General features: G+C 71.6%; 24 protein-coding genes and 1 pseudogene. 23 read left to right on the forward strand and 2 right to left on the reverse strand.

From position 1 onward, the window contains the following. Nucleotides 1-85 precede the first annotated feature (85 nt). The 15 genes and pseudogenes from gspE to VMS22_23905 all read left to right on the forward strand — a co-directional run bounded on the left by gspE (nucleotide 86) and on the right by VMS22_23905 (nucleotide 16583). On the forward strand, nucleotides 86-1783 hold the full coding sequence (gene gspE, locus VMS22_23835) for a type II secretion system ATPase GspE (GenBank protein HXJ37070.1): 1698 nt from the start codon (nucleotides 86-88) through the stop codon (nucleotides 1781-1783). A 79-nt stretch (nucleotides 1784-1862) separates the two neighbouring features. Continuing rightward, nucleotides 1863-3179, forward strand: a complete 1317-nt coding sequence (locus VMS22_23840) for an alkaline phosphatase family protein (protein ID HXJ37071.1) — start codon at nucleotides 1863-1865, stop codon at nucleotides 3177-3179. A 164-nt stretch (nucleotides 3180-3343) separates the two neighbouring features. Continuing rightward, a complete protein-coding gene (locus tag VMS22_23845; protein HXJ37072.1) occupies nucleotides 3344-4567 on the forward strand; it encodes a type II secretion system F family protein in 1224 nt (407 codons plus the stop codon). A 14-nt stretch (nucleotides 4568-4581) separates the two neighbouring features. After that, nucleotides 4582-5016, forward strand: a complete 435-nt coding sequence (gspG, locus tag VMS22_23850; protein ID HXJ37073.1) for a type II secretion system major pseudopilin GspG — start codon at nucleotides 4582-4584, stop codon at nucleotides 5014-5016. Beyond that, nucleotides 5016-5477 (forward strand): GspH/FimT family pseudopilin, encoded by a 462-nt coding sequence (locus VMS22_23855; protein HXJ37074.1) that lies wholly within the window; start codon nucleotides 5016-5018, stop codon nucleotides 5475-5477. Before gspG ends, VMS22_23855 begins: the two co-directional genes overlap by 1 nt. Continuing rightward, the gene (locus VMS22_23860; GenBank protein ID HXJ37075.1) at nucleotides 5477-5905 is read left to right on the forward strand and encodes a type II secretion system protein; all 429 of its coding nucleotides are present in this window, start codon (nucleotides 5477-5479) and stop codon (nucleotides 5903-5905) included. The genes VMS22_23855 and VMS22_23860 overlap by 1 nt, the downstream gene beginning before the upstream one ends. Beyond that, nucleotides 5902-6732, forward strand: coding sequence for a prepilin-type N-terminal cleavage/methylation domain-containing protein (locus tag VMS22_23865; GenBank protein HXJ37076.1), 831 nt, complete (start codon nucleotides 5902-5904; stop codon nucleotides 6730-6732). The genes VMS22_23860 and VMS22_23865 overlap by 4 nt, the downstream gene beginning before the upstream one ends. 35 nt (nucleotides 6733-6767) lie before the next feature. Beyond that, nucleotides 6768-7844: a hypothetical protein gene (locus VMS22_23870; GenBank protein HXJ37077.1), complete on the forward strand. Its 1077-nt coding sequence runs from the start codon at nucleotides 6768-6770 to the stop codon at nucleotides 7842-7844. Further along, a complete protein-coding gene (locus VMS22_23875) occupies nucleotides 7841-9223 on the forward strand; it encodes a PilN domain-containing protein (protein ID HXJ37078.1) in 1383 nt (460 codons plus the stop codon). The genes VMS22_23870 and VMS22_23875 overlap by 4 nt, the downstream gene beginning before the upstream one ends. After that, nucleotides 9220-10278 (forward strand): type II secretion system protein GspM, encoded by a 1059-nt coding sequence (gene gspM / locus VMS22_23880; protein HXJ37079.1) that lies wholly within the window; start codon nucleotides 9220-9222, stop codon nucleotides 10276-10278. Before VMS22_23875 ends, gspM begins: the two co-directional genes overlap by 4 nt. Continuing rightward, nucleotides 10275-11132, forward strand: a complete 858-nt coding sequence (locus VMS22_23885) for a hypothetical protein (GenBank protein HXJ37080.1) — start codon at nucleotides 10275-10277, stop codon at nucleotides 11130-11132. The genes gspM and VMS22_23885 overlap by 4 nt, the downstream gene beginning before the upstream one ends. 14 nt (nucleotides 11133-11146) lie before the next feature. After that, nucleotides 11147-13645: a type II secretion system secretin GspD gene (gspD, locus tag VMS22_23890; GenBank protein ID HXJ37081.1), complete on the forward strand. Its 2499-nt coding sequence runs from the start codon at nucleotides 11147-11149 to the stop codon at nucleotides 13643-13645. Between the two features lie 68 nt (nucleotides 13646-13713). Beyond that, nucleotides 13714-14001: pseudogene (locus tag VMS22_23895) on the forward strand (4Fe-4S dicluster domain-containing protein). Between the two features lie 1194 nt (nucleotides 14002-15195). After that, a complete protein-coding gene (gene rimI, locus VMS22_23900) occupies nucleotides 15196-15669 on the forward strand; it encodes a ribosomal protein S18-alanine N-acetyltransferase (GenBank protein HXJ37082.1) in 474 nt (157 codons plus the stop codon). Further along, complete coding sequence (locus VMS22_23905) at nucleotides 15666-16583, forward strand: dihydroorotate dehydrogenase (GenBank protein ID HXJ37083.1); 918 nt, start codon at nucleotides 15666-15668, stop codon at nucleotides 16581-16583. Before rimI ends, VMS22_23905 begins: the two co-directional genes overlap by 4 nt. 5 nt (nucleotides 16584-16588) lie before the next feature. Here VMS22_23905 and VMS22_23910 read toward each other — a convergent pair whose 3' ends face one another. Continuing rightward, nucleotides 16589-17044 (reverse strand): PKD domain-containing protein, encoded by a 456-nt coding sequence (locus tag VMS22_23910; GenBank protein ID HXJ37084.1) that lies wholly within the window; start codon nucleotides 17042-17044, stop codon nucleotides 16589-16591. A 91-nt stretch (nucleotides 17045-17135) separates the two neighbouring features. Between VMS22_23910 and VMS22_23915 the strand changes: the two genes are divergently transcribed. Genes VMS22_23915 through VMS22_23940 form a run of 6 tightly spaced genes read left to right on the forward strand, consistent with a single transcriptional unit; the run spans nucleotide 17136 to nucleotide 23723 of the window. Next, a complete protein-coding gene (locus VMS22_23915; protein ID HXJ37085.1) occupies nucleotides 17136-18494 on the forward strand; it encodes a M6 family metalloprotease domain-containing protein in 1359 nt (452 codons plus the stop codon). A gap of 53 nt (nucleotides 18495-18547) precedes the next feature. Further along, a complete protein-coding gene (locus tag VMS22_23920; GenBank protein ID HXJ37086.1) occupies nucleotides 18548-19624 on the forward strand; it encodes a glycosyltransferase family 2 protein in 1077 nt (358 codons plus the stop codon). Further along, nucleotides 19621-20772 carry a glycosyltransferase gene (locus VMS22_23925; protein ID HXJ37087.1) on the forward strand — a complete coding sequence of 384 codons (1152 nt, stop codon included), beginning with the start codon at nucleotides 19621-19623 and terminating at the stop codon, nucleotides 20770-20772. The genes VMS22_23920 and VMS22_23925 overlap by 4 nt, the downstream gene beginning before the upstream one ends. 5 nt (nucleotides 20773-20777) lie before the next feature. Continuing rightward, nucleotides 20778-21701: a glycosyltransferase family 2 protein gene (locus tag VMS22_23930; protein ID HXJ37088.1), complete on the forward strand. Its 924-nt coding sequence runs from the start codon at nucleotides 20778-20780 to the stop codon at nucleotides 21699-21701. Nucleotide 21702: 1 nt separating this feature from the next. Next, complete coding sequence (locus tag VMS22_23935; protein HXJ37089.1) at nucleotides 21703-22791, forward strand: glycosyltransferase family 1 protein; 1089 nt, start codon at nucleotides 21703-21705, stop codon at nucleotides 22789-22791. After that, complete coding sequence (locus VMS22_23940) at nucleotides 22788-23723, forward strand: glycosyltransferase family 2 protein (GenBank protein ID HXJ37090.1); 936 nt, start codon at nucleotides 22788-22790, stop codon at nucleotides 23721-23723. Before VMS22_23935 ends, VMS22_23940 begins: the two co-directional genes overlap by 4 nt. A 68-nt stretch (nucleotides 23724-23791) precedes the next feature. On the opposite strand, the gene VMS22_23945 is transcribed toward VMS22_23940, so the two are convergent. Next, nucleotides 23792-25090 (reverse strand): hypothetical protein, encoded by a 1299-nt coding sequence (locus VMS22_23945; protein ID HXJ37091.1) that lies wholly within the window; start codon nucleotides 25088-25090, stop codon nucleotides 23792-23794. Here VMS22_23945 and VMS22_23950 point away from each other — a divergent pair. Both VMS22_23950 and VMS22_23955 read left to right on the forward strand, forming a co-directional pair. Then, nucleotides 25089-25412 carry a hypothetical protein gene (locus tag VMS22_23950; GenBank protein HXJ37092.1) on the forward strand — a complete coding sequence of 108 codons (324 nt, stop codon included), beginning with the start codon at nucleotides 25089-25091 and terminating at the stop codon, nucleotides 25410-25412. The two genes, VMS22_23945 and VMS22_23950, sit on opposite strands and share 2 nt — an antisense overlap. Before the next feature lie 78 nt (nucleotides 25413-25490). Beyond that, nucleotides 25491-25925: hypothetical protein (locus tag VMS22_23955; GenBank protein ID HXJ37093.1), on the forward strand; the 435-nt coding region annotated here is incomplete at its 3' end.

The following is a 25925-nucleotide window of genomic DNA, read 5'->3' on the forward strand; positions in this document are numbered from 1 at the left end:
CGCTTTGCGGCCGGTTCCGCGGGGCGCGCGGCGCGTTCCTTGCTTGCCGGTGAACAGGGGCACGGGTACACTCGTCTGTCGGACGATGGAGGTGCAGCACCAGAGCCTGGAGCAGCTCCTTCTCGAGCAGGGGCGCGTGAGCGCCGAGGACCTGCGGAAGGTCAAGCGGCTCCAGCAGGAGCGTGGCGAGCGACTCGAGCGCCTGCTGCTCGATCTGGGATTCATCTCGGAGGAGGACCTGCAGCCGCTCCTCGCGCGCTACCTCGGCGTGCCGGCCATCTCCCGCAAGGAGTTCCCCAGCGAGCCGGTGCCGCTCGGAAAGCTGTCGCTCAAGTACCTGCGGCGCGCCAAGGTCATGCCGCTCACTCAGTCGAACGGGACGCTCGTCGTCGCCATGGCCGACCCCGCCGACTACTACGCCATCCAGGGCCTCCAGGTGGCGACGGGTCTCCAGGTCGAGGCCCGCCTCGCGCGCGAACGCGACATCCTCGAAGGTCTCGAAGCCATCTACGGCGGCGGGACCGCCGGCGAGGGCGCGAACGGCAACGGCGAGGGCGACGCCGAGGTCGCGTTCGTCGGCGAGGACGAGGAGGACGTGAACCACCTGCGCGACCTCGCGAGCGAGGCGCCCGTGATCCGGCTCGTGAACCTCCTCATCAACCGGGCGGTCGAGAGTCGCGCGTCCGACATCCACATCGAGCCCTTCGAGCAGGAGCTGAAGGTCCGCTACCGGATCGACGGCGTGCTGCACGACGTCGAAACGCCGGCGCGGCGCCTGCAGGCCGCGATCGTCTCGCGCATCAAGATCATGGCGAAGCTGAACATCGCCGAGCGCCGCTTGCCGCAGGACGGTCGCATCAAGCTGCGCCTCATGGGCAAGGAGATCGATCTCCGCGTCTCGACCCTCCCGACGCTCTACGGCGAGAGCGTCGTGCTCCGCATCCTCGATCGCTCGAGCATCAACGTGAGCCTCGGGACGCTCGGATTCCCCGAAGACGTCCTCAAGGAGTTCGAGACCGTCATCCAGCGGCCGTACGGCATGATCCTGGTGACGGGGCCCACCGGCAGCGGCAAGACGACCACGCTCTACGGCGCGCTCGACAAGATCAACTCGCCCGACAAGAAGATCATCACGATCGAGGATCCCGTCGAGTACCAGCTCTTCGGCGTGAACCAGATCCACGTGAAGCCGCAGATCGGGCTCACGTTCGCCAACGGCCTGCGCTCGATCGTTCGCCAGGACCCCGACGTCATCATGGTCGGTGAGATCCGCGACCCCGAGACGGCCGAGATCGCCATCCAGTCGGCGCTGACCGGCCACCTGGTCTTCTCCACCCTGCACACGAACGACGCCGCCGGCGCCGTGACACGGCTGCTCGAGATGGGCGTCGAGAGCTATCTCCTGGCGTCCTCGCTGCTCGGCGTGCTCGCGCAGCGGCTCGTGCGTCGCGTGTGCCGCAAGTGCATGCAGCCCGCCGAGATGCCGCCCGAGCTGTGGCGCGAGATCGGCGGCCGCGACGGCGAGCCCATGCGTGCCGTCATCGGGAGCGGCTGCGAGGACTGCGCCACCACGGGCTACCGGGGTCGTGCCGGCATCTACGAGTTCCTGCCCGTGACCGACGCGGTGAAGGCGCACATCCTGGAGCGCGCGTCGGCCGGCGTCATCAAGGAGACGGCGGTGAAGCAGGGCATGCGGACGCTCCGCGACGACGGATGGCGCAGCGTCCGCGAGGGGACGACCACCGTGGCCGAGGTCGTCCGGGTGACGCAGGAAGAGGTCTAGGGGCGGCCGCGGGGTGGGGCTGCTCGATCGAATCCGGAGGCGGGGGGAGTCGTCCACCCCGGCGCCGGCGCGGGTCGCGGTGATCGGGCTCGACGGCGTCGGGCTGCCGCTCGTGCAGGACCTCGTCGCACGCGGCCTCATGCCGAACCTCGGGAAGCTCGTCGCCAACGGAACGCTGGCCCCGATGCGCTCGTCCATTCCCACCATCTCGTCGGTGTCGTGGACGGGCTTCATGACCGGGAAGAATCCCGGCAAGCACGGCATCTACGGCTTCACGGACATGAAGCCGGGCACGCTGACGCTCTTCTTTCCGAACTTCGGCAACGTGCGCGGGGACACGCTCTGGGACGTCGCCGCGCGCGCGGGCAAGCGTTCGATCGTGATGAACATTCCCGGCACGTACCCGGCGCGCCAGATGAACGGCATGCTGGTCTCGGGATTCGTCGCGGTGAACCTCGAGCGGGCCGTGTATCCGGCCGACCTCCTCGGGCGCCTTCGGACCGCCGGCTACAAGATCGACGTCGACTACATGAACGCCGATCAGCGCCCCGACGCGTTCTTCGACGACACGCGTGCGGTGCTGGACGCCCGGCGGCGGGTCTACCTGGATCTCCTCCGGAACGACTCGTGGGACCTCTTCATCGGCGTCATCACCGAGTGCGATCGCCTGCACCACTACTTCTGGAGCCAGCTCGTGGACCCCGCGGCGCCCCTGCACGGGAAGTTCCTCGACGTCTACCGCCAGCTCGACGACGTGCTGGGCGAGCTCGTCGCGGCGATTCCGGCCGACGTTCCCCTCTTCGTGGTCGCCGATCACGGCCACACCCTCATCCACCGCGAGTTCTATCCGAACGCCTGGCTGCGCCAGCAGGGGCTCCTGCGCTTCACGGTGGAGAAGCCCAAGGGGCCTGCCGATCTCGACCCCGCCTCGAAGGTGTTCGTCCTCGATCCAGGCCGCGTCTACGTGCACCGCAAGGGGCGCTTCCCGCTGGGCACGATCGGGCCCTCCGAGGCCGACGATCTCCTGGGTCGCCTGCGCGAGGGGCTGCTCGCCCTGCACGACGACAGCCCGGGAGCGCCCGCCGGGGGCCGGCCGATCCCGCGCGTCTTCTCGCAGGCCGAGCTGTACCACGGCCCTGCCGTCGACGCGGCGCCCGATCTGGTGATCCACTTCAACGACGGCTACGACCCGAAGGGCGCGCTCTCGAAGACGGAGGTGTTCGGGCGCAGCGCCTTGACCGGCATGCACACCTACGCCGACTCCCTGTTCTTCGTGAACCGCCCGGGCGTCCCGACCGACGACCTCGACATCATCGACCTCGCACCGACGATCCTGGCGCTGCTCGGTGTCGAGCCGCCCGCCGACATGGACGGGCGCGTGCGCTTGCCCACGTGAAGCCCTTGACCCAGGCGGGAGTCTAAGGCGGCGGGAGCGGCGATCGCGTTGAAAACCGGGGCCCCGTCGCGTATACGATTGCCTGGCTTTTCCGTAACTTACGGCAAACCTCGGCGGCGCCTCGGTAGGCTTGCGGTCGCCTAGGCCCGTACCTGGAGGCTCGTTTGGCGCAGTTTCAGTTCCGCGCTGCTGACGCAGAAGGCAAGGTCGTCGAGGGGACGATCGAGGCTGGAGAAGCCGCAGCCGTCGTCGCGCGCCTCCAGGATCGCGGCCTGATTCCGCTGCGGGTCGGCGCGGCGGCAGAGAGCAAGGCGCCTGCGCGGACCGGTGGCGTCGCGTCGAGCCGCTTCCGCGGCCGGCTCGGGCAGCGACATCTGCTGATCGTGACCCAGGAGCTGTCGGCGCTGCTCGGTGCCGGCCTGCCGCTCGACCGCAGCCTCGCGACCCTGACCGAGCTTGCCGATCATCCGGACCTGGCGCGCATCCTCGACGAGGTGCTGACGTCGGTTCGCGGCGGCAAGTCGCTCGCCGACGCCCTGGGACAGCACAAGTTCTTTCCGCCGCTCTACGTCAACATGGTGCGCGCGGGCGAGGTCGGCGGCTTCCTCGACGCGTCGCTCGCGCGGCTCGCGGAGTACCTCGAGCGCGCGCAGGACCTGCGACGCGAGGTGGTGAGCTCGCTCACGTACCCCGCCGTGCTGACGGGCGTCCTCGGCGCGTCGTTGATCTTCCTGCTGGTCTACGTCCTGCCGCGCTTCTCGGCACTGTTCGAGGGCATGGGGCGCGCCATGCCGCTCCCGGCGCGCATCGTCATGGGCACCTCGGACGTGATCCGCGCCTATTGGTGGGTCGGCGCCATCGTGATCGGGCTCGGCGTCATGGGGTTCCGGCGTTGGGTCGCGACGCCGGCGGGACGGCTGCGCTGGGATCAGACGAAGCTGCGCATCGTCGGGCTGGGACAGGTCCTCCGCAAGATGGAAGTCTCGGGCGTGACGCGCACGCTCGGTACGCTCATCAAGAGCGGCGTCCCGATGATCCAGGCGCTCGACACGGCGCGCGCGGTGGTTGGCAACGTCGTCATCGCGAACGCACTCGCCGACGTCGAGGTCGGCGTGCGCGAAGGCGCGGGCGTGTCGAACCCGCTCGCGCGCTCGGGCGCCTTTCCGCCGCTCGCCGTCCAGATGATCAGCGTCGGCGAGGAGACCGGGAAGCTCGACGACATGCTGCTGCGGGTCGCCGAGCACTACGATCGCGAGGTCCGTGCGCAGATCATCCAGTTCACGCGACTGCTCGAGCCGATCATGATCGTCGTCATGGGACTGCTCGTCGGCGCGGTCGTCGTCTCGATGCTGACGGCCATCTTCAGCATCAACGACCTCCCGATGTGAGCAAGGAGAGAATGATGAAGCGAAACAGAGGCAACGCCGGATTCACGTTCATCGAGATGATCGTCGTGGTGAGCATCATCGGGCTCCTGCTGGCGCTCGTCGGTCCTCGGTTCATCCGCGGCCAGGAGAAGGCGGAGGCCCGCGCCGCCGCCGCCCAGATCGAGAACATCGGGACGGCGCTCGACACGTTCCGTCTCGACGTCGGTCGCTATCCGTCGACACAGGAGGGGCTGGCAGCGCTCATGCGGCGTCCGCCCGCGGTCGACCGATGGGACGGCCCGTACCTGAAGAAGGACATCCCCGCCGATCCCTGGGGGCGGCCGTACTACTACCGCAGCCCCGGCGAAGCGGGCCGGCCGTACGACGTCTACTCGCTCGGCTCCGACGGCGCCCCCGGGGGCGACGGGCCGGCACGCGACGTCCTGTCCTGGGACACGAACGCCGGTTGATGCGTCCTTGCTCCTCGCGCGGGTTCACCTTCGTCGAGATGATGGTCGTCCTCGCCATCGTCGCGCTCGGCGCGGCGCTGGCGGTGCCGGCCATCGACGCGGGGCTCGACGCGCGCGAGGTCCGGCGCGCGGCGCGGCAGATCGCGGCGACGATGAACTACTGCCGGCGCGAGGCGGTCGCGACGGGCAGCATGCGCCGCATGCGGATCAGCCCGGACGACAATCGCATCGAGGCGGACGACGGCTCGCGGTGGGCCGTCCTCACCGAGCGCGCGCTCATCGAGCGCATCGACGGCGGCTGGGACGCGGGCTTCGGGAAGTACGATCTGGCCTTCTTTCCGAACGGCAGCACGAGCGGAGCCGAGGTCGTCGTCGTCAGCCGGCGCGATCGGAGCCGCAACCGGCTACGGCTCGTGCTCGACCCGCTGGTGGGGACCGTCCGGGTCGAGGACGCGGGGTGATGCGCGCGGCGAGCCGCGGGTTCACGCTCCTCGAGATTGCAGTGGCGATCGCGATCCTCGGCACGGGGGTCGTGACCCTCCAGCAGATCTACCAGGGGAGCCTGCGCCTGCAGGAGCGGGCGTCCCGGCACAGCCGGGCCGTGCTGCACGCCCGGGCGGCGATCGACAGCCTGCTCTTCCAGCGCGGCGTCTCCGACATGAACAAGGAGGAGACGACCAAGGAGGGATTCAAGACCCACTACCTCGTGCGTGACGCCACCCCCGAAGAGGGCGGCGAGACGCCGGAGCAGCGCGAGAACGACCCGATCGGACAGAAGCTCAAGTACGTCGAGGTCACGGTGACCTGGCAGGACGGTGCCGGCGCCAAGGACTACACGCTCCGTAGTCTCCGGATGTCGCACGACGACGACGAGGACGAGCCCAAGTGACCCCTCGCCGGATGCAGCGGCAGGCCGGTTTCACGCTGCTCGAGGTCATCATCGCGATGACCGTGCTCGCGCTCGTGGCCGGTATCTGCTACGCCGCGTTTCATCTCGGGATTCGGGCCGTGGAGCGGGGGGAAGCGGCGGTCGTGACGGCGCAGCGGCTGCGAGTGGCGACGGACGTGATGATCCGACAGGTGAAATCCACCGTCGCTCAGCCGGCGCTCGTCGACGAGGACACCTACCCCTACTGCGTGGGCTCCCCGACGTCGTTCAGCTTCGTCACGACGGCCGGGCAGCTCTCGGGGGGTGGCCGCGCCCGGGTCACCTATCGGCTGAACCCGGACCCGCCGCAGCTCGTGCTCGAGGAATCGCCGCACTTTACGGCCGACAGCCTGGGCAGCGGGACGCCCGAGGCCGGCGAGCCACACACGGCGGTCCTGCTCGACGGCTTCAAGACGCTGGCCTTCCACTACCTCTACGACGACGGCTCCGAATCGGAGTGGAGGAGCTCGTGGGACTGCGTCGCGGAGGAGGTGCTGCCGAACGCCATCCGGATCGAGATCGAAGGCCTCGCGGGGCTCGAGGAAGGCGAGTGGGGGCAGGAGATTCCGATCATGGCGGGCGCCTTCGGCGAGGGCGGGCTCGAGCTGGGTGGCGAGAACGACGTCGCGGAGTGCGACGAGCTCGGAGCCGGTGGCGGCCCCGGCGAGGGCGGGACCCCCGGCAGCGGCGGCACGGCGGGCTCGGGCAAGGCCGGCAACGGGCACGGCGGTGGCGGCGGCGGTACGGGCGACGGCGACAACGAGGACGACGGGGGCGACGAAGAGTGACGCACCGGCGGCCAAGGCGCAGTGAGCGCGGCGTCGTGCTGCTTCTCGTGCTCTGGGTCTTCATGACCCTCGGCGTGCTCGCGCTCGACTTCTCGCAGTTCATGCGCGACGACGCGATGGCGTCGGTGAACCTCGCCGACGAGACCCAGGGCTACTACCTGGCGGTCGCCGGCATGAACAGCGCGCTGTTCGAGGCCTGGCGCGCCCGCGGCGACAATCCGGGCGGCGTTCCCAAGCCGCCGAGCGTCGATCCCGACGATCCCGACAACGACGAGGAGGAGACGCAGTTCGTCGCCGACGGCGAATGGAAGGAGCGGAACTTCGGGGGCGGGGTCTACGCGGTCCGCATGGTGGGCGAGGACGGCAAGATCCCGCTCAACATTCCTCCGGCGGAGCTCGACGAGCCCCTCTACCGCGACCTCCTGAAAGTGGTGGTGAAGAACCTCCTCATCGGCGGCAATGCGACCCAGGGCCTCGACGTCCACGAGGAGAAGGACGTCGAGACCATCGTCGACTCGATCCTCGACTGGCGCGACTGCGGCAAGGAGGCGCGCGTCAACGGCGCCGAGGACGACTACTACCTGGGGCTCCGCCATCCCTACCGGGCGAAGAACAACTACTTCGAATCGCCCGAAGAGCTGCTCTACGTGCGCGGCGTGACCCCCGAGCTGCTCTACGGCTCGAAGGACAAGCCGGGCCTCGTCGACGTGTTCAGCCCGTTTCCCAAGGGGAAGTCGCTCGAGATCAACGCCGACTCCGTCACCGTGCCGGTCATGCGTGCGCTCTTTCCGGACATGACGCAGGCCGACGCCGAGGACTTCATTGCCGGGCGCAAGGACGATCCGGAGGCGGTCGCCGCGTTCCTGCGCCAGCAGCTCGATCTCGCGGTGCCGGGGCTCGGCGAGCGCGTCACCCGTCACGCCCCCGAGTACGTGCGCGTCGAGGCGCGCGCCGACATCCGTGGCGAGCGCAACCAGGCCGCCGTGTCCGCGCTCGTGCAGCTCCCCGGCGAGAGCGTCGACGACATCGTCGTGCTCGAGTGGCTCGATCGCGCGCCGATCCGTGGCGAAGCCCCCAAGGTGGACGAGCACCTCGAAGGCGCCAAGTCGTGAGACGTCCGGACTTCCTGGACGGGCTCGGAATCTACGTCGGCGCCTCCGACGTGACGCTCGCCTACGTCTCGAAACGGCTCTTCCGCGTGCAGCTCCGGCAGATGCGGTCGGTGTCGCTTCCGGGCAGCGATCGTCCCGCCGAGCGCCGCCAGGCGCTCACGGCCGCGGTGCGCGAGTTCGCGGGCGCCGACGAGATCGATTCCACGCACACGGTGCTGTGCGTGCCGCGCGCCGACGCCGCCGTGACGCGCGTCGTGCTGCCGGCGGCAGCCCAGGAGAATCTCGCCCAGGTCCTCGAGTACGAGATGGAGAACCTGATCCCGTTGCCGCGCAACGAGGTCGCGTTCGACTACTCGGTGCGGCCGCTGGGCGAGGAGCGCATCGAGGTGCTGCTCGTCTGCCTCCCGCGCGAGATCATCCGGGGCTACCTGGAGGCGCTCGAGGACGCCGAGGTCCGCCCGCGCGGCATCGTCCTGCCCTCGGCCGCGATCGCCGACTACGTCGCGTTCTGCCGCGGCGACGGTCCGAACGCCATGGGCTTCGTCGTCGGCACGCCCGACGCGACCGAGCTGGCCCTGGTCGCGGATGGACGGCTGCTCTCGAGCCAGCTCGTTCCGAGCGCGCGGCTCGTCGAGCCGGGCGCGCTCGATCGATCGCTCGCGCGCCAGATGGCGGACGAGCTGGTCGATCCCGAGCGCGTGGCGCTCTTCCACTGGCAGCTCGGCAACGGCGGGACGCCGCCGGTGCCGCCGGTGGGCGAGGGCGATCTTCCGGGTCTCGCCCGCGGGCGGCTCACGGCGCCGGAGGCGTTCTTCGAGGCTGCGGCCCCGAGCGCGGTGCCGGCGGTCGGGGCGGCCCTGGCCGCCGTCCGCGAAGGCCTGCTGCGCGTCAATCTGCTCCCGGTCGAGAACCGCGAGGCGTTCGACGAAGGGCCGTCGGTCGCGACCTGGGCGCTGCTCGCGGCGAGTGTCCTCCTGCTCGTGGTGTGGGGCGTGAGCGCCATCGTGAAGGACGTGATGCTGCGCGGCCAGCTCCAGGCGCGCCTGGAGGAGATCGCCCCCGACGTCCGCGAGGTGCGCACGGTACAGAACGAGATCGACGAGCTCCAGAAGCAGGTCGAGATCCTCGCGACGGGACAGGACGGGCGCGTCACGACCCTGCTGAAGGAGCTGACCGAGCTGATCCCGACCGACGCCTATCTCACCTCGTTCAACCTGCGCGGGAACCGCCTCACGCTCGACGGACAGGCGCGGTCCGCGTCGGACCTCATCACCGCGATGGAGAAGTCGAAGCGCTTCAAGAGCGTGTCGTTCAGCTCGCCCACCACGCGGCAGGGTGACAAGGAGCGCTTCTCGATCGCGGCCGAGGTGGTGAAGTGAACCTGGTCGCCCGAGCTCGGGCGCTCTGGGAGGCGGCGCTGCGGTGGTATCAGAGCCACTCCCAGCGCGACCAGCGGATCGTCCTCGGCGTCATCGTCGCGGCCGGCCTGTCGCTCGTGTACGTTGCCGTGGTGGAGCCGGTGCTCGACTACCGCAAGGCGGTGGCGCAGGAGATCGTCGACGGGCAGGAGGAGCTCGAGCACTCGATGCGGTTCCTCGCCGCGAAGGACACCCTGCGGGCCGAGCGCGAGGAGCTCCGCAAGCGTCTGACCCAGGCGAAGACCCGTCTCCTTCCCGGCGGCACGGGCACGCTCGGCGCGGCCGCGTTGCAGGAGCGTGCGAACGCCCTCGCGACCGAGAAGGGCATCACCGTGCAGAGCACACAGGTGATGAAGGAGGAGGCGCTCGACCCCTATCGCAAGGTGTCCATCCGGATGACCCTGTCGGGCGAGCTGAAGCCGCTCGCGGAGCTGATCTCCGGGCTCGAGTACGGGCAGCAGCTCGGCATCCCCTTCCTCGAAGTCAGCCGCCGCGGCGCGGTCGCGGGAGCCAAGGGCCCGCGCACGATCTCGGCCACCCTCGAGGTGAGTGGCTTCGTTCACGGTGGCGGGGGCAAGGGCGACGGCGCCAAGGGCGGCGACGCGACGTCCGACGCCGACGCCACTGCGCCCGGAGCCGACGCGGCGAACGATCAGCCTGGCGCAGACGGACAGGCGCCCGCGTCGACGACGACGCTCGCATCCGAGCCGACGACGTCGACGACGCTCGCACCGCCGACCACAACGACCACACGCCCGCTGCCGACGACGTCGACGACGCTGCCGCACGTGGTCCCGCCACCGATTCCGACGACGTTGCCGCTGCCGGTGACGACCTCGACGACCATCGTCGTACCGATCCCCGTGCCGACGCCGCCGTCGACCGAGGTCGAGGTCCTGCCGCCGCCGGCAGCCGAGCTCGGCGGCGGTGCGGGCGTGGTGCAGGAGGTTCCCGACGGGCATCCCCAGGGGGAGATGCCCGCCCCCGACGAGGGGGACGGGGACGACGGGCAATGATGCGCCGCTGGGTGATCCTGAACGGCATCCTCGCCGTCATCGTGCTCGGGCTCGCGTTCATGATCGCGCGCACCTGGGCTCGGACCCTTCCCCCGGTCGAGGTCGCGGCCGGCGGCAAGGCCGCCGACGTGCCGGTGCGCAGCGGCGACGGCAGCAAGAAGTCGAAGCGCGGCGCCGCCGAGAAGACGGTCCAGACACCGGCCATGCTCGTCACCGCGATCGTCAACAAGGACCTGTTCGATCCGACGCGCACCAAGCAGAGCGAGGAGGCGAAGATCCAGGCCCCGGTTCCACACGAGGCGCCGCCGACCGGCGTCACGCTCGCCGGCATCCGGATCCTGGGCAAGGATCGGGAGGCGATCATCACGGAGGCGACCTCGGCCAACGCGCAGCGACGGATCCGCAACGGCGATCCGGTCGGGAACTTCACCGTGAAGACGATCGGACGCAGCAGCGTGCTGCTCGTGTCGGCGGCAGGCGACGAGTTCACGCTGACGCTCGAGGTCGACAAAGCGAAGACGCCGGGCGGTGCCGCGGCGCCGGCCAGGCCGCGGCCTGGCGGTGTGGCACCGGCGGCGAGCGGGTCGCCCGCGGCCGGGATCACCGGCGGCGCGCCGACGTCCGCTGGCACGGGCTCGGCGGGCCCGGGCGGCCCGCGACCGGGCCTCACGCCCGCGGCGGCGACCGCCGTCACCACCACGACGTCGCTTCCGGGCATGGCGGGCGTCCCGCCGTTCCCGGTCGCGACCACGTTGATGCCCGGGGGCGGGCTCGGCAGAGGGGGCCAGGTCCCACAGCTTCCCGCAGGCGTGCGCGAGAAGATCGAGCAGATGAAGAAGGATCGTCAGAAATGATGAGGAGGATGGTCGTGAAGGGGCGTACGATACTCGCGCTCATCACCGTCGGTGCGGTGCTCGCCGTGCCGCAAGTTCGCGCCCAGGCGCCGGCGGGGCAGCCCGCGCCACCGGACGCGCCACCAGCCGGCGACGTCGAGCCGCCGGACAGCGACGGCGATCGTCCGCTCGGCGACGACGAGGCGATGGTTCTCAACTTCGAGCGCGCCGACATCCGCGAGGTCATCCACAGCCTCGCGACGGCGCTCGGGCTCTCCTACACGATCGATCCGCGGATCGAAGGGCAGGTGACGATCCGGACGACGGGGAAGATCGCGCGCAAGGACCTCTTCCCGCTCTTCAACGAGATCCTGCGCAACAACGGCATCGCGGCCGTGAAGCAGGGCGAGTACTACCAGATGCTTCCGGTGGCCGAGGCGAAGACGCGCGCCATCATTCCGACGGGCGCAGCGCGGGACGGCATGAGGCTCGAGGACAGCTTCGTCATCGAGATCGTGAGCCTGCGGCACGTGGCGGCCGAGGAGATGGCGAACATCCTCCAGCCGTTCGTCACGCCGGGGGGCGACGTGCTCTCCTATCCGCGCGCGAACGCGCTCGTCATCACCGACATCGATTCCAACGTGCGGCGGCTGCGCGAGCTGGTGGCGACGTTCGACGTCGACGGCTTCCACAACCTGCACGCCCACGTCTTCAAACTGAAGGAGGGCGATCCGGACGAGCTCGCGAACGAGCTGCTCAACCTGCTCGCGCCGTACGGCGTGACCGCGACGGGCGAGGGCGAGGCCGGGCTGTCGCTGGTCCCGCTCTCGCGCCTGGACGCCATCGTGGCGTTCGCGATCGACAAGACCGCCTTCGACGCGATCGAGCGCTGGCTCGCCATCCTCGATGTCCCGCCCGACCAGACCTCGGGACGCCAGACGTTCGTCTACAACGTCGAGAACGCGAAGGCCGCCGATCTGGCCGCCGTGCTGAACGAGCTCTTCGGCGGCGGCCCGGGTGGGGGCGGCGGCGGGCTCGGCCGCAATCCCGGCGGGCAGCCGGGCGGCATCGGGCTCTTCGGCGCCGGCGGCACGTCGGGCGCGACCGGTGGCCTCGGGAGGGGGCGCGGCGGAGTCGGCGGTGGGGTCGGCGGCGGCGGTGGGGTTCGAGGCGGCGGACGTGGCGGCATCGGCGGCGGGGGCTTCGGTGGCGGCGGCATGGGCGGGGCGGCGGCAGGTGACACGTCGCAGGGTCTGCGTGGCGGCGCCACCGGGGGCGTCGGCGGCGTCGGAGGTGCCGCGGGAGGTGTCGGCGGAGCCGCGGCTCGACGACGCGCAGGCGCCGGCGGTGGGATCGGCGGTGCGGCGGCGGGAGCCGCGGCTGGCCAGCAGGGCGCGGTGCTGGGCGTGTCGCTCCCCGGCGGGCCACAGGGAGCGCCCGGCGGGCCCGGCGCAGGAGGGCAGTTCGGGACGCAAGGCCCGCCGCCCATCTTCAAGGAGGAGGTGCGGATCGTCGCCGACGACGTGACGAACTCGCTCGTCATCCTGGCGACCAAGCGGGACTACCAGCTGATCCTGGACGTGGTGAAGAAGATCGACGTCGTCCCGCGCCAGGTCGTGCTGGAAGTCACGATCGCCGAGGTCGAGCTGAACAAGAGCCTCGAGTTCGGTGTCGCCTACGCGCTCGCCGACGGCACGTTGAGCGCCGCGGTCCCCGCGAACGCGGGAGACGCGACGTTGTCATCGCCGAGCATCTTCAGCCTGGCGAAGACGAACAACGTCGCCGGCCTGTTCGCGGATGCGGCCCGCTTCCCTCCCGGCCAGGGCTTCGCCGTCATCTCCGGGAACAACTACCAGATCTTCCTGCGCGCGCTGCAGACACTCACCAACGTGAAGATGTTGTCGGCGCCGCACATCATCGCGGCCGACAATCGCGAGGCGCACATCCTGGTCGGCGAGTCGATTCCGATCCTGACCTCGTCGTCGACCTCCGTCGTGGCCAACAGCCAGACGATCAACCAGGTGCAGTACCGCGACACCGGCAAGATCCTGACCGTGCTGCCGCAGGTGAACTCGCTCGGCCTGGTGAACATGCAGATCCGCCAGGAGGTGAGCGCGGTCGCCGACAAGTCGTTCGGCTCCACGAACTCGCCGTCGTTCACGACCCGCGAGGCCGAGACCACGGTCGTGGTGCAGGACGGAGAGACGGTGCTGATCGGCGGCATCATCGACGACACGATCCGCCACGATCGGCAGGGCCTGCCGTATCTGATGGATGTGCCGGTTCTCGGCTTCCTGTTCCGTACCGAGACGAACGACCTCCAGCGCGTCGAGCTGCTGATCACGATCACCCCGTCGGTCATCCGCAACCTCGACGAGGCACGGCGCGTGACGTCCGACTACACCGACCGCATCCAGGGCCTGGCGGGCCTGCGGCGCTCGATCGCGACGCACCGCAGCCGCCGCCAGGGACGGATCCGGGAGGAGTATCCCGCCAGGCCCGCCGAGCCCCCGGGCCTCTCCGTGGAGCCCTGACCAGGAGGTTTGAACTCGACCGCGAAAGCCGTTAGGAAACCGCAGTTTATCGGGAGGAAACCGCGTAGATGGCGACGATGATCACGAGCGAGTGCATCAACTGCGGCGCCTGCGAGCCGGAATGTCCGAACACCGCCATCTATCAGGGCGGCGTCGACTGGCAGGCCCCGGACGGCGCCATGCACAAGCCGCTCTCGAACGACATCTTCTACATCGTCCCCGAGAAGTGCACCGAGTGCGTCGGCTTCCATGACCACGAGGCCTGCGCGGCCGTGTGTCCGGTCGACTGCTGCGTGCCGAACCCCGACATCCCGGAGACGCACGACGTGCTGCTGCTGCGCGCCCGCGCGCTCCATCCGGGCGAGAGCATCCCCGACGACGCGCCGTCGCGGTTCAAGAAGGAGGCCGCAGCGGCTCCTGCGGCCGCGGCCGCCGCCGCGGCGCCGGCAGCCGCCGCTCCCGCCGCCAAGGCGGCTACCGCACCCGCGCCCGTCCTCGCAGCCGGGCTGGTGCGGATCGTTCGGCCCGCCGGGACGGGCAAGGTCGAGAAGCCGGTTGCGCCGGTCGTCCGCACGCCGCCGCCGATGTTCGCGGGGGAGCTCGGCGGCGAATTCGACGAGATCCTCTCGTCGCTCGGCGCGCCCCGCCGTCACGCGACGTCCGCCGCGGGGCGGCTTGCGCTCGGGGCGCTCGGGGTCTTCCAGGGCGTGCTCGGCGCGCTCCCCGACGCGACCAAGCGGCGCCTCGAGGACGCCATCAGCGACACGCGTGCCTTCAGCGCGCAGCTCGCGACGGCGGGCAACGTGTTCCTGAACCTGCTCCTCTACCCGATCGCGTGCGTGGTGATCGCGTTGCTGTCGCCGACCGGGAGCGTGTTCGATTGGGGCATCCGCTGGTGGGTGGCGCTCGGCGTGACGGTCGCGGTCGTCGAGGCGATCTGGCGGCTGCGCGAGAGCTTCTTCCACGGCATTCCGATCGGCGAAGCGCCGCTGCGCGGCGCCATCTACGGGATCGCGCTCCTGCCCGTCGCCGCCGTCATCCAGGGGCTCGCGGGACGGCGCGGCGCCGCCAGCGGCGTCGGCTTCGACGGCTTCTACGGCGGCGAGGCGCACTTCGACGACAAGGTCGAGCGCGCGCGACGCTACGGCGAGGTCTACAAGCTCGAGGAGCGCGACAACGCCTATCTCCTGCGTCTCGAGTTCCCGCGCGTCGTGCCACCCACCTCGCTCGGGGTGGAGCTGGACCTGCCGCGTGCGATGCCGGACTACGAATACGACCTCGCCGTGCACGGGAAGAACTTCGTCGTGCACGGCCGGATCGCCGACCCCAAGGTGCGCAAGATCACGGGTGTCGCGCCGGCGTTCCCGCCCGATTTCACGACCCGCATCCCGCTCGATGCGCCGGTCTCCGGGTTCCGTCACCGGCTGCGCGGCAAGACGCTCGAGGTCATTCTCCCGAAGGCCGTCGCGTAGCGTGGATGCGCAGCTCCCTCGACGCCGGCTGGTGGGGGTCCGCGCTCCTTCGATAGCCGGCGCTGGCGGGTGCGCGCCGTGACGGGATCGACGACCGTGCGGAGCGAGCTGCTCCTGCGTCCGATGGCGCGGGCCGACCTCGACGCCGTGATGGAGATCGAGCGCCGGGCCTTCCCGCAGCCGTGGTCGCGGGCGTTCTTCGAGACCGAGCTGGCCGCGTCGCAGGCGCGCTGCACCGTCGCCATGCGCGACGGGACGCTGGTCGGCTACAGCGTGTGCTGGCGCGTCGCCGACGAGGTACATCTCCTGAACCTCGCGGTGCGTCCGGGCGATCGCGGCAGCGGCATCGGGCGCCATCTGGCCGAGGCCTTGATCGTCGAGGGACGCAGCGCGGGCGCGCGCGTCGTCTACCTCGAAGTGCGAGCCGGGAACGTCGCCGCCCGGCGGCTCTATCGCCAGCTCGGGTTCCGCGACCTCGGCGTCCGCCGCAGCTACTACGGCCCCGGCCAGGACGCGATCGTGATGGAGCTTCGACTGGGGGGCGGTGAATGAGCGCGGTCGACCTCGCCGTCGACGTCGGCGCGGTCCGGCTGCCGAACCCCGTCGTCGCCGCCTCGGGCACCTTCGGCTACGGGACCGAGTTCGAGGGGCTCGTCGATCTCGGGTGCGTCGGGGCGATCAGCGTGAAGGGCCTTTCGCTGCACCCGTACGGCGGCAAGCCGGCGCCCCGGCTCGTCGAGACGCCGGCCGGCATGCTGAACGCGATCGGCCTGCAGAACATCGGCGTCGACGCCTTCCTGCGCGAGCGCCTTCCGGTCCTGCGCGCCGCCGGGGCGCGCGTGGTCGCCAACTTCTGGGGCGACGACGCAGACGAGTTCGCCGTCTGCGCCGAGCGGCTCGACGGCCAACCCGGGATCGTGGCGCTCGAGCTCAACGCCGCGAGCCCGAATCGGCCCGAGTGGGGGACGATCCTCGCCACCGACCCCGCGGCCTTGGCGGGGATCGTGCGGGCCGTGCGGGCGCGCGTACGGCTGCCGCTGTGGGTGAAGCTGTCGCCGAACGTCGGCGACATCACCCTCGTCGGCCGGGCGGCGGAGAGCGAGGGGGCCGACGCGCTCTCGGCGATCAACACGCTGCGCGGCATGGCCGTCGACGCCGCGACGCGCCGCCCGCTGCTCGCGAGCGTGACCGGCGGCTTGTCGGGTCCCGCCATCAAGCCCGTGGCGCTCGCGATGGTGCACGCCCTCGCCCGCGCGGTGCGGATCCCGATCGTCGGCCTCGGCGGCATCCGCAACGGGGAGGACGTCGCTGAGTTCCTGGTTGCGGGCGCGAGCGCCGTGCAGGTGGGCACCGCGATCTTCTACGACCCGAACGCGCCCGAGCGCATCGCGGGAGAGCTCGCGACCTGGTGCCGCCGCCACGGCGTGGCGGCGGCCCGTGAGCTCACCGGAACCCTCGTCCGGTGACTCGGCTACTCGACCGTGATCTCGAGGTAGTCCGAGTCGGAATCCCCCGAGGAGTCCTTGACCTCGAGGTCGGCGCGGTACGTTCCCGCCTTGGCGTAGGTGTGCTTCGGGTTCGCCTCGCTCGAGTCGGGGGTCCCGTCACCGAACTTCCAGACGTAGGTGAGGGGGGCCTTGCCTCCCTCGACGTCCGCCGTGAAGGCGACCGTCAGCGGGGCCTTGCCCTCGTCGGTATCGGAGTCCGCCCACGCGAGCAGCGGAGCCGGCTCTTCGTCCTCGCCACCCTTGGCGGCGGGGGCCATGGTCGTCGCGGTCGGGGCCGCCGGGGCAGCAGCCGGCGGAGGAGTCGCGGCCGGTGCAGCCGGCTTGGCGGCTTCGCCGCCGCCCGAAGTGCTCTCGCCACCGCCACAGCCAGCAAGCGTCGTGGCGACGACGATGCCGAGCAGGACTGACCACGTACGCATCATGAACCCTCCCGGAAGGATATTGCTGAAACGGCCGCGGATTCTCACAGACACCCCCTATGCTGTCAATTCCGGGCGCGTTCTCGTCGTCGTGGCGCTGGCCGCGCTCTTGGCGACCCTCGCGAGCGGCGTGCGCGCAGCCGGCCCCGTGCCCACGACGGGCGACCTCCGGCTGCTCGTCATCCTGGCGGGCTTTCCCGATCGGCCCCTCGGCGAGCCCCGCACACACTTCGTCGGCGGGCCCGAAAGCCTCGTCGATCGGCTCGTCGGCTACTATGCAGAGGTCTCCTCCGGCAGGCTGCGCATCGTGCCGCACCTGGCGGGGCCCATCGTGACCCTGCCCGAGCCGCGCGCCCGCTATGTGCAGCGATCGTCCGCCCTCGCGGGGGACGCGCTCCGCGCACTGGCCGCGGCGGCGACCGACGAAGCCGATCGCGGCGCGCTGCGCGACTCGCAGGCCGTCGTGGTCTTCTTCCCCGGACCCGGACGGGAGTCCTACATGCGGCCCGGGGAGTCCGGCGACCCCTGGTCGAACTACACCGAGCTGACGCCGCCGGTGCTCGGCTTCGACGAGGCGTGCGTGGTCGCGGCGAGCCAGTACGAGCCACTGTCGAGCTTCGGCGTCCTCTGCCACGAGTTCGGACATCTGCTGGGTCTGCCCGAGTTGTATGCGCCGGGCGGCGCCGCGCACGAGGGCATCGGCAAATGGGGGCTCATGGGGCAGGGCACCTGGGTCGGACGGGGAGAGCACCCGCCGCATCTGGACGCGTGGAGCAAGGTGAAGCTCGGCTGGGTCGACGTCGTGACCGTCGACCGGACGACGCCGGGCGTGCGGGTGCCAGCCGTGGCCACCGAGCCGGTGGTCGTGAAGATCCCGGCCGTGCCGGGAAAGCCGCAGGAGTACTATCTGCTCGAGAACCGGGAACGCACCGGAAGCGATCGCGGAATCCCCGGCGACGGCATCCTCGTCTGGCACGTCGACGAGTCCGTCGGCGGCTTCCGGACCGCACAGTCGAACCCGCGCCACAAGCTCCTCCACCTGGTGGAAGCCGACGGGCGCGGCGATCTCGATGTCGGAACGCGCAACGGCGGCAATCGCGGCGACGCGGGTGACGCCTGGGCCGGGCCGCCGCGCTGGCAGCGGCGGGTGGGCAACGTGCTCGCCTTCGCCGGCGCGGTCTACGTGATGCTGGCGCTCTATCGCACGACGCGCCGGCGCTCGCTCGTGGCGGCGCTCCTCTACGCGCTCATCGGCGGCGCCGCGCTGTGGGGCGCGGGCCGGCTGCGCGCCGGGCCCGTGTGCGGCCCGCAGACGCCGGGCATGGCGCCGTACGGCGGCGAGCCCGGCCGCGTCGTGCTGCGGAACTTCTCGCCCGCCGGCCCCGTGATGCAGGTCGACGTCCTCGTCGCCCCGGCAGGTGCTCCGGCGGCTGCGGCCCCCTCCGGGTGACCGTTGGTGCGTCGCCCCAGTGGTCGGTAAGCTAGGCGGGCCGGCGCCCTCGTATGGTCAAGCTGATCATCCAGATCCCGTGCTTCAACGAGGAGGCGTCGCTCGCCGAGACGCTGAAGGCGCTGCCGAAGCAGCTCCGCGGCGTCGACCTGATCGAGTCGCTCGTCATCGACGACGGGTCGACCGACGCGACGGCCGAGGTCGCACGCGAGGCGGGTGCCACCTACCTGCTCCGCTTTCCGGTGAATCTCGGGCTCGCGCGGGCGTTCTCGGCCGGCCTCGACGCGGCCTTGAAGCTCGGCGCCGATCTCATCGTGAACACGGACGCGGATCACCAGTATCCCGGCGCCGAGATCGGCCGCTTGATCGAGCCGATCCTCGCCGGCGAGGCCGAGATGGTGATCGGCGATCGCGCGCCGCATCGCAGCCGGCACTTCAGCCCGTGGAAACGCCTCCTCCAGCGCATCGGAAGCTGGGCTGTGCGGCAGCTCTCCGGGACGAGCGTGCCGGACGCCGCGAGCGGCTTCCGCGCCTTCTCGCGCCGCGCGGCGTTGCGTCTCAACGTGTTCACGCAGTTCACCTACACGCTCGAGACGATCATCCAGGCCGGCAAGAAGCACATCCCGATCGCGCACGTCCTGGTCGAGACCAACCCGGAGCGACGTCCGTCGCGGCTGTTCTCGAGCATCGGGGGCTACGTCCGGCGCTCGGCGGCGACGATGATCCGGATCTACGCGCTCTACGAGCCGCTGCGCGTGTTCTGGCGGCTCGGGGGACTCTGTCTCGTCGCCGGCACGCTGATCGGCGGGCGGTTCCTGTTCTACTACTTCGTCGACGGCGGCGCGGGGCACATCCAGAGCCTCATCCTCGCCGCCGTGCTGATCATCGTCGGCTTCCAGACGGTACTGATCGGTCTCGTCGCGGACCTGATCGGCTCGAGCCGGGCGCTCCTCGAGGATCTGCTCGTGCGCGTGCGCGAAGGCGAGCTGCGGATGGCCGCCAACGCCGAGGCGGTGGCGCTCGAGCCGGGCGATCCCGAGGTGGTGCGTCTGGCGCCCGGCGACCCCGAGATCGTGCGCTTCGACGTGCAGGCGGGCGGACGTGCCGAGGGCGGGCGCGGCCCCCGATGAGGGCCGTCCTCTTCGGCACGTACGATCGGGACCACAGCGCGAATCGCCTCTTGCGCGACGCGCTCGCCGCGGCGGGCATCGAGGTGACCGAGCTGCATGAGCCACTGTGGGAGGAGACGCGAGAGAAGGCGCGCGGCTACTTCGGCGCGAGCTCGCTCGCGCGGCTCGGCGTTCGCTACGCCGCGGCCGCCCGGCGGCTCGCGCGTCGGTGGCGCACGGCGCGCGAGGGCGAGCCGCCGCTCGTCGTCGTCGGCTTCGGCGGGCAGCTCGACGTGCTCGTCGCCGCGCGTCTGTGCCGCCCCCGCCGCGGCCTCCTGTTCGCGCCGCTCGTGAGCCTGACCGAGACGCTGGTCGAGGACCGCGCCGTCTTTCGTGCCGGCGGCGCGCGCGCGCGTGCCGCGCTCGCGCTCGACCGGGCGACCTGGCGCCGCGCCGACCTCGTGCTCGCCGACACGGCTGCGCACGCGACCTACCTCGCGGAGCTCGGTGCCGCGCGCGATCGGCTCGGCGTGTGGCATCTCGGCGCCGAGCCGGAGTTCTGGGCGCCGGTCGCGGCCCCGGTCGATCCGCGGCGCGTCCTGTTCGTCGGCCGCTGCGTCCCCCTGCACGGTCTCACGACGATCGTCGGGGCGGCGGCGCGCCTCGGCGAGCGCGCCCGGCTGGTCGTGATCGGACGCGGTCCGGAGCGGGCCGCGGCGGAGGCCCGGGCGCTCGAGCTGGGCGTGGCGGTCGAGTGGCGCGACGAGGTGCCGCTTGCCGATCTGCCGGGGGAGCTCGCGCGCGCGGCCGTCGTCCTCGGCGTCTTCGGTGCGGGGCGGAAGGCCGAGATGGTCGTGCCGAACAAGGTGTATCAGGCGGCGGCCGTCGGTCGCCCGCTCGTCACGCGCGACGGCTCGGCGCTGCGCGAGGTGCTGGCGCCGGGCGAGCACTGTCTCGTGTGCCCGCCCGGTGACGCGGGCGCGCTCGCCGCCGCGATCGCGCGGCTCCTCGACGATCCCGGCCGCGCCGCGGCGCTCGGGGCGGCCGCCCGGACCCACCTCGCGCGCGAATGGAGCCCCGCTCGGCAGGCGGCGCGGCTGGGCGCCCTCGTCACCGAGCGCTTCGCCCCATCGCCGGCCCCGGGTCGCCGGCTCGCGGCGGCGAGGTAGCCGTCGTGACGAGCGCGGTGGTCGTGACCTGGGAGGGCGGCGACACGACGCGACGGTGCGTCGCCTCGCTCCTCGCGCAGGATGCGCCGCTCGGGCGGATCGTCGTCGTCGACAACGCGTCGAGCGACGCCGAGCGCGCGAGCCTGCGCGCGGCGTGGGCGGGCGAGTCGCGCGTCGACGTCGTGCTGCTCGACGACAACCGGCAGTTCGCGGGCGGGATGAACGCCGGCGCGGCGCATGCGTTCGGCGCGGGCGCGATGCGCGTCCTTTTCCTCAACAACGACACCGTCCTCGCGCCCGACGCCGTGCGCCTGCTGGGCTCGGCGCTCGACGCGACGCCGGGCGCGGGCATCGCCGGACCACGCGTCGTCGATCGCGCCGATCCCTCGCACGTGCTCTCGGCGGGGGAGCGGCACGCCCTGCCGATCCTGTGCTTGCCGCGAACCCTCCTGCGCTACCGGCGCCCGCTCGATCGCCCGTACGCGGTGCGCGGCGTGATGGGGTGTGCGCTGCTCGTGACGCGCGAGTGCTTCCAGGCGGTGGACGGATTCTCCACCGACATCGAAGTCTACTACGAGGACGTCGATTTCTGCCTCGGGGCTCGCGCGGCCGGCTTCGGCATCGTGGTCGAGCCGCGCGCCGTCGTAGCGCACGACGGCCTGCGGGGCTTCGCGGCCGGTCTCTCGCCGTGGGCGGCGTTCCTGAAGGCGCGGAACCCCTGGCTCCTGGTGCGTCACCGGGGCACGTGGGCCGTGTGGCCCGCGTTCGTGCCGACCTACGCGGCCATGCTCGCTTCCAGCGCCGCACTCTACGCGCTGCGCGGCAGGGGCGACATCGTACGCGCGTTCGGACGCGGCGCGCTCGCCGGCGTGCGGGTGGCGCTCGGCGGCGCGCCCGCGCCCGTGGGTGCGCCGCGGCGGGTCGCCTGAGATGCGGATCGGGATCGGGGCGCTGGTCGGCATCCTGGGTGGTCCGGCGACGTACGCGCGCGAGCTCGTTCGCGCCCTCGCGCGGGAGGCGCAGCACGAGTACGTGGTGTTCACCGATCGGCCCGAGGCGTTCGCCGGCGAGCCCGTCGAGGTCGTGCACGTCCCGCTCGCCTCGTCCTATCACCAGGTGACGTGGGATCACGTGCGGCTCCCGGGCCTCATCCGCCGCCACGGCGTCGCGCTCTATCACGGGACCAAGGCCGTGCTGCCGCTCCGCTGCGCCGTGCCCGCCGTCGTGACGGTGCACGATCTCGCGGTCTATGCCTGCCCCGAGACCTTCGCCTGGCCGCAGCGGCTGCACTTCCGTCTGTGCGTGCCGCCGAGCATTGCACGCGCGGCGCGCGTCGTCGCCGTTTCCGAGCACGCGCGGGGCGACGTCATCGCGCACTTCGGCCTGCCGCCCGACCGCGTGATCGCGGTCCCGAACGGCGTCGCCGAGGTCTTCCGCTCGGCCGTCCCGCCCGGCACGATCGATCGGCTGCGCGGGCGCCACGGTCTCGGCGAACGTCTCGTCGCCTGCGTCGGCACGGTCCAGCCGCGCAAGCACGTCGAGCGCGTGATCGACGCGTTCGGGCGCGCCGGAGGGCCGTCGCGCGGCTGGCAGCTCGCGATCGCCGGCCGCCTCCGCCCGGGCCATGCCCCGTCGTGGACGGCCTCGCCGCCGGCGGGCGTGCGCTGGCTGGGCGCGCTCGGCGACGACGACCTCCATGCGCTCTACGCCGCCGCGCCGATCTTCGTCTCCGCCTCGGAGTACGAGGGCTTCGGGCTCACGGTGTGCGAGGCCATGGCGTCGGGCGCGGCCGTGGTGGCGGTCGGCGCGAGCTCGCTCCCCGAGGTGGTCGGCGACGCCGGCCTGCTCGTCCAGCGCTCGGACGCGGCGCTGCTGGCACCGGCGATCGCGAAGCTGATCGACGACGCCTCGCTGCGCGCCGAGCTCGGCACGCGCGCGCGCGCCCGCGCGGCGCGCTTCACGTGGGACGAGGCGGCGCGCCGGACGCGTACCGTCTACGAGCAGGCGGTGGCCTCGTGACGCGGAACCTCGCCGCCGTCGTCGTCCACTGGCAGGATCCCGACGAGACGCTCGCGTGCGTCGCGAGCCTCGCCGCGGAGCCGCCGGCGCGTGTCATCGTGGTCGACAACGGCGCCGCCGAGCCGGTCGGGGCGCTGCTCGCGGCACGGGCGCCGCATGCGGTCGTGCTGCGCGAGCCCGAGAACCGCGGCTATGCCGGTGGGGCGAACGTCGGAATTCGCGCCGCGCTCGCGGGCGGGGCGGAGGCCGTCCTCGTCCTCAACAACGACGCCCGGGTCGCACCCGGCGCCCAGGCCGCCGCGCTCGCCGCACTCGCCGAGCCGCGCGTCGCGGTCGTCGGCGCGAAGGTCGTGACGCGCGAGGATCCCGCACGGCTGTGGCTCGCCTGGGGTCGCGTCACCTATCGCCAGAGCCTGGTCGCGCTGTGCGGCGCCGACGTGCCCGACGGCGCCGAGTGGAACGTCGCCCGCGACGTCGACTGGATCGCGGGCTGCGCCATGTGGCTGCGTGCCGACGCCCTCGGTGCGCTCGGCCTCCTCGACGAGGAGCTCTTCGCGTACCACGAAGAGGTCGAGTGGTGCGCGCGCGCGCGGCGAGCGGGCTGGCGGGTGCGCTACTGTCCGGCGGCGGTCGTCTCGCACACCGGCCGCGGCAGCCACGGCAGCGCGCGATCGATCCGCATCCGGAAGTACTTCGCGGCGCGGAACTCGATCCTCTTCGCGCGCCGCCACGCCGGCCCGATGGAGCGCCTGAAGCTCGGCGCCTTCCTCGCGACGAGCCTGCCGCTGCAGCTCCTGTGGCACCTGCCGCGCGGCACGGCGGGCGATGTCGTCCTGAAGCTCCGCGGCGTGCGCGACGGCCTCCTGGGTCGCCGTCCGCCGTTCGAAGAGCTGGGGCTCACGACTGCAGCGTCACGCCGGAACGCGACCTGAGCGCAGGAAACGAACGAGCCCCCGGGCCGCGAGGCCCGGAGGCTCGTGAGAGGCGCGGTCGAGACGACCTACGGGCGGAGCACCATCGTGCCAGGCAGCGAGGTGGCTCCGGGGCCCGGCAGGTTCGCGGCGCCGTTGATGAGGAACCCTTGACCGGTGCCGTTCGGATCCGTGCTCGCGGCGGGGATGCAGAAGGCCGTCGCGAGCGTCGTGGCGTGCGAGGTCCCGATCGGGAGCAGGCTTCCGGCCGGGGCGCCCTGCACGCGAATCGAGCGGGCGAGCGTGCCGGCGCGGACGCAGGCGCTGCCCGGGCAGTCCGCGGCGACGGCGCAGCCGAGGCCCGCGTTGGCGCCGGCGGCACACATGTTGTTGGTGCTGCCGAGCCGGCACGTGCTGCCCGGGCAATCGGTGGCCTGGGTCGCGACGGTGCATGCGTGACCGCTGTTCACGCCGCCCTGGCAGACGTTGGTGAAGAACGCCCCGGCCTGCGTCGTGGTCTGCCCGACGCAGCGCGGAACCGCCGTGGTGCCGGGGCAATCGGTGTCGGTGGCGCACACGTTGCCGTAGTTCGTGCCGCCGACACAGTGTCGCTCGGGGCAGAAGATGCCGGTCGCGCTCGAGAGCTCGGCGAGTCCGGTCGTGAGCGGCGAGAGGTTCACCGGAATGTTGCCGACGAAGATCGCGCAGGCGCCGCCCGGGCACTGTGCGTTCGACGTGCAGGCGCCGTTGTTGTTGGTGCCCTTGTAGCAGCGATTGCCCGCGGCGCTCGACTGCGGGGCGGGGCAGTCGTTCGTCAGGCCCTGCGAGTTCGTGCTGACGCAGGTCGCGCCCTGGTTCGGGCTTCCCTCGCAGACACCGGTGCACGGCGAGCCCGGGCTCCCGACGCACGGCGCGCCGGCCGTCGAGCCGATGCGGCAGACCGGGCAGGGCTGGGTCGGGTTGCCGGTCACGACCGAGATCGACGTGAGCGGGATCGTCACCTGGCTGACGCCGGTCGAGAGATCGAGTGTGCCGCTCGCCGGCGCCGAGAAGACGTTCTGGACGCACGTCGTCGTGCCGCCGTTCGGAATCGGCAGCGGCGTGCCGAACACGCAGCCGGTGTTCGTGCACTTGAAGCCGGGCCCGTCGGCGAGCGTCGGGCCGAGCGTGCAGGTGTCGCCCGAGCACGAGGTCGTGAAGCGGCTCGTGGCGCCGTCGGGCGTCGGGCCCTCGGCCACCGTCGACGCGCCGCCGCCGATGTCGAGGCCGCCGCAGGTGAGGTTCTTGAGTGGCGTGCCGGTGCCGTCCGTCGTCCGGAACGTGTTGCCGCACACGTTCCCGGCGGGACCGGTCGTGAAGTCGAGGAAGGAGGGCTGCGGACCGCCCATGGTCGTCGTGGTGCTCGACGTCGACGTGCTGGTGGTCGTGCTGCTGGTGGTCGGCGCCAGCGACGTCGAAGTGGACGAGCTGGTGCTGGTGGAAGTGGTCGAGCTGGTCGACGTCGTCGACGACGTGGAGGTCGTGGTGGACGAGCTGCCGGTCGTCGAGGTCGTCGACGTGCTCGAGCTCGTCGTGGTGACCGTCGTGCTCGAGCTCGGTGGGACCGCCGAGGTGCTGCTCGACGACGAGGAGGACGTGGACGTCGAGCTGGTGCTGGTCGACGTGGAGGTCGAGGTGCTGGTGGTGGTCGTCGACTCGCACTGGCACTGATCGGTGCACACCTGACCCTCGGGGCACAGGAGCGCGCCGGACGGCGAGCTCGGATCGCACTGCTCCTCGGGGTCGACCATGCCGTTGCCGCAGGTGCCCTGCGTGGTGGTCGTGGTCGAGCTGGTGGTCGAGCTCGACGTGCTGGACGAGGTGCTCGAGGACGTGGTCGGCGTGGTCGTCGACGACGTGCTCGAGCTGGTCGTGGTGGAGGACGAGGTGCTGGTCGTGGTGGTGGACTCGCACTGGCACTGGGAATTGCAGACCTGGCCCTCGGGGCACAGGAGCGCGCCCGACGGCGAGCTCGGATCACACTGCTCGCCCGAGTCGACGACGCCGTTGCCGCAGGTTCCCTGCGTGGTGCTGGTCGACGACGAGGTCGTGGTCGTGCTCGACGTGCTGCTCGAGCTCGTGGTGGAGGACGAGGTGCTGGTCGTGGTGGTGGACTCGCACTGGCACTGGGAATTGCAGACCTGGCCCTCGGGGCACAGGAGCGCGCCCGACGGCGAGCTCGGA

This window comes from Candidatus Eisenbacteria bacterium (assembly GCA_035577985.1).
In the GTDB taxonomy this organism is placed as follows: domain Bacteria; phylum Desulfobacterota; class Binatia; order DP-6; family DP-6; genus DATJZY01.

Excerpts from the sequence above, each read along its gene's own strand:
- gspG (HXJ37073.1), top strand. The coding sequence starts at position 4,582 with ATGAAGCGAAACAGAGGCAACGCCGGATTCACGTTCATCGAGATGATC.
- VMS22_23950 (HXJ37092.1), top strand. The coding sequence starts at position 25,089 with ATGGTCGTCGTGGTGCTCGACGTCGACGTGCTGGTGGTCGTGCTGCTG.
- gspE (HXJ37070.1), top strand. The coding sequence starts at position 86 with ATGGAGGTGCAGCACCAGAGCCTGGAGCAGCTCCTTCTCGAGCAGGGG.
- VMS22_23855 (HXJ37074.1), top strand. The coding sequence starts at position 5,016 with ATGCGTCCTTGCTCCTCGCGCGGGTTCACCTTCGTCGAGATGATGGTC.
- VMS22_23905 (HXJ37083.1), top strand. The coding sequence starts at position 15,666 with ATGAGCGCGGTCGACCTCGCCGTCGACGTCGGCGCGGTCCGGCTGCCG.
- VMS22_23920 (HXJ37086.1), top strand. The coding sequence starts at position 18,548 with ATGGTCAAGCTGATCATCCAGATCCCGTGCTTCAACGAGGAGGCGTCG.
- VMS22_23885 (HXJ37080.1), top strand. The coding sequence starts at position 10,275 with ATGATGCGCCGCTGGGTGATCCTGAACGGCATCCTCGCCGTCATCGTG.
- VMS22_23935 (HXJ37089.1), top strand. The coding sequence starts at position 21,703 with ATGCGGATCGGGATCGGGGCGCTGGTCGGCATCCTGGGTGGTCCGGCG.
- VMS22_23945 (HXJ37091.1), bottom strand. The coding sequence starts at position 25,090 with ATGGGCGGTCCGCAGCCCTCCTTCCTCGACTTCACGACCGGTCCCGCC.
- VMS22_23910 (HXJ37084.1), bottom strand. The coding sequence starts at position 17,044 with ATGCGTACGTGGTCAGTCCTGCTCGGCATCGTCGTCGCCACGACGCTT.
- VMS22_23925 (HXJ37087.1), top strand. The coding sequence starts at position 19,621 with ATGAGGGCCGTCCTCTTCGGCACGTACGATCGGGACCACAGCGCGAAT.
- VMS22_23860 (HXJ37075.1), top strand. The coding sequence starts at position 5,477 with ATGCGCGCGGCGAGCCGCGGGTTCACGCTCCTCGAGATTGCAGTGGCG.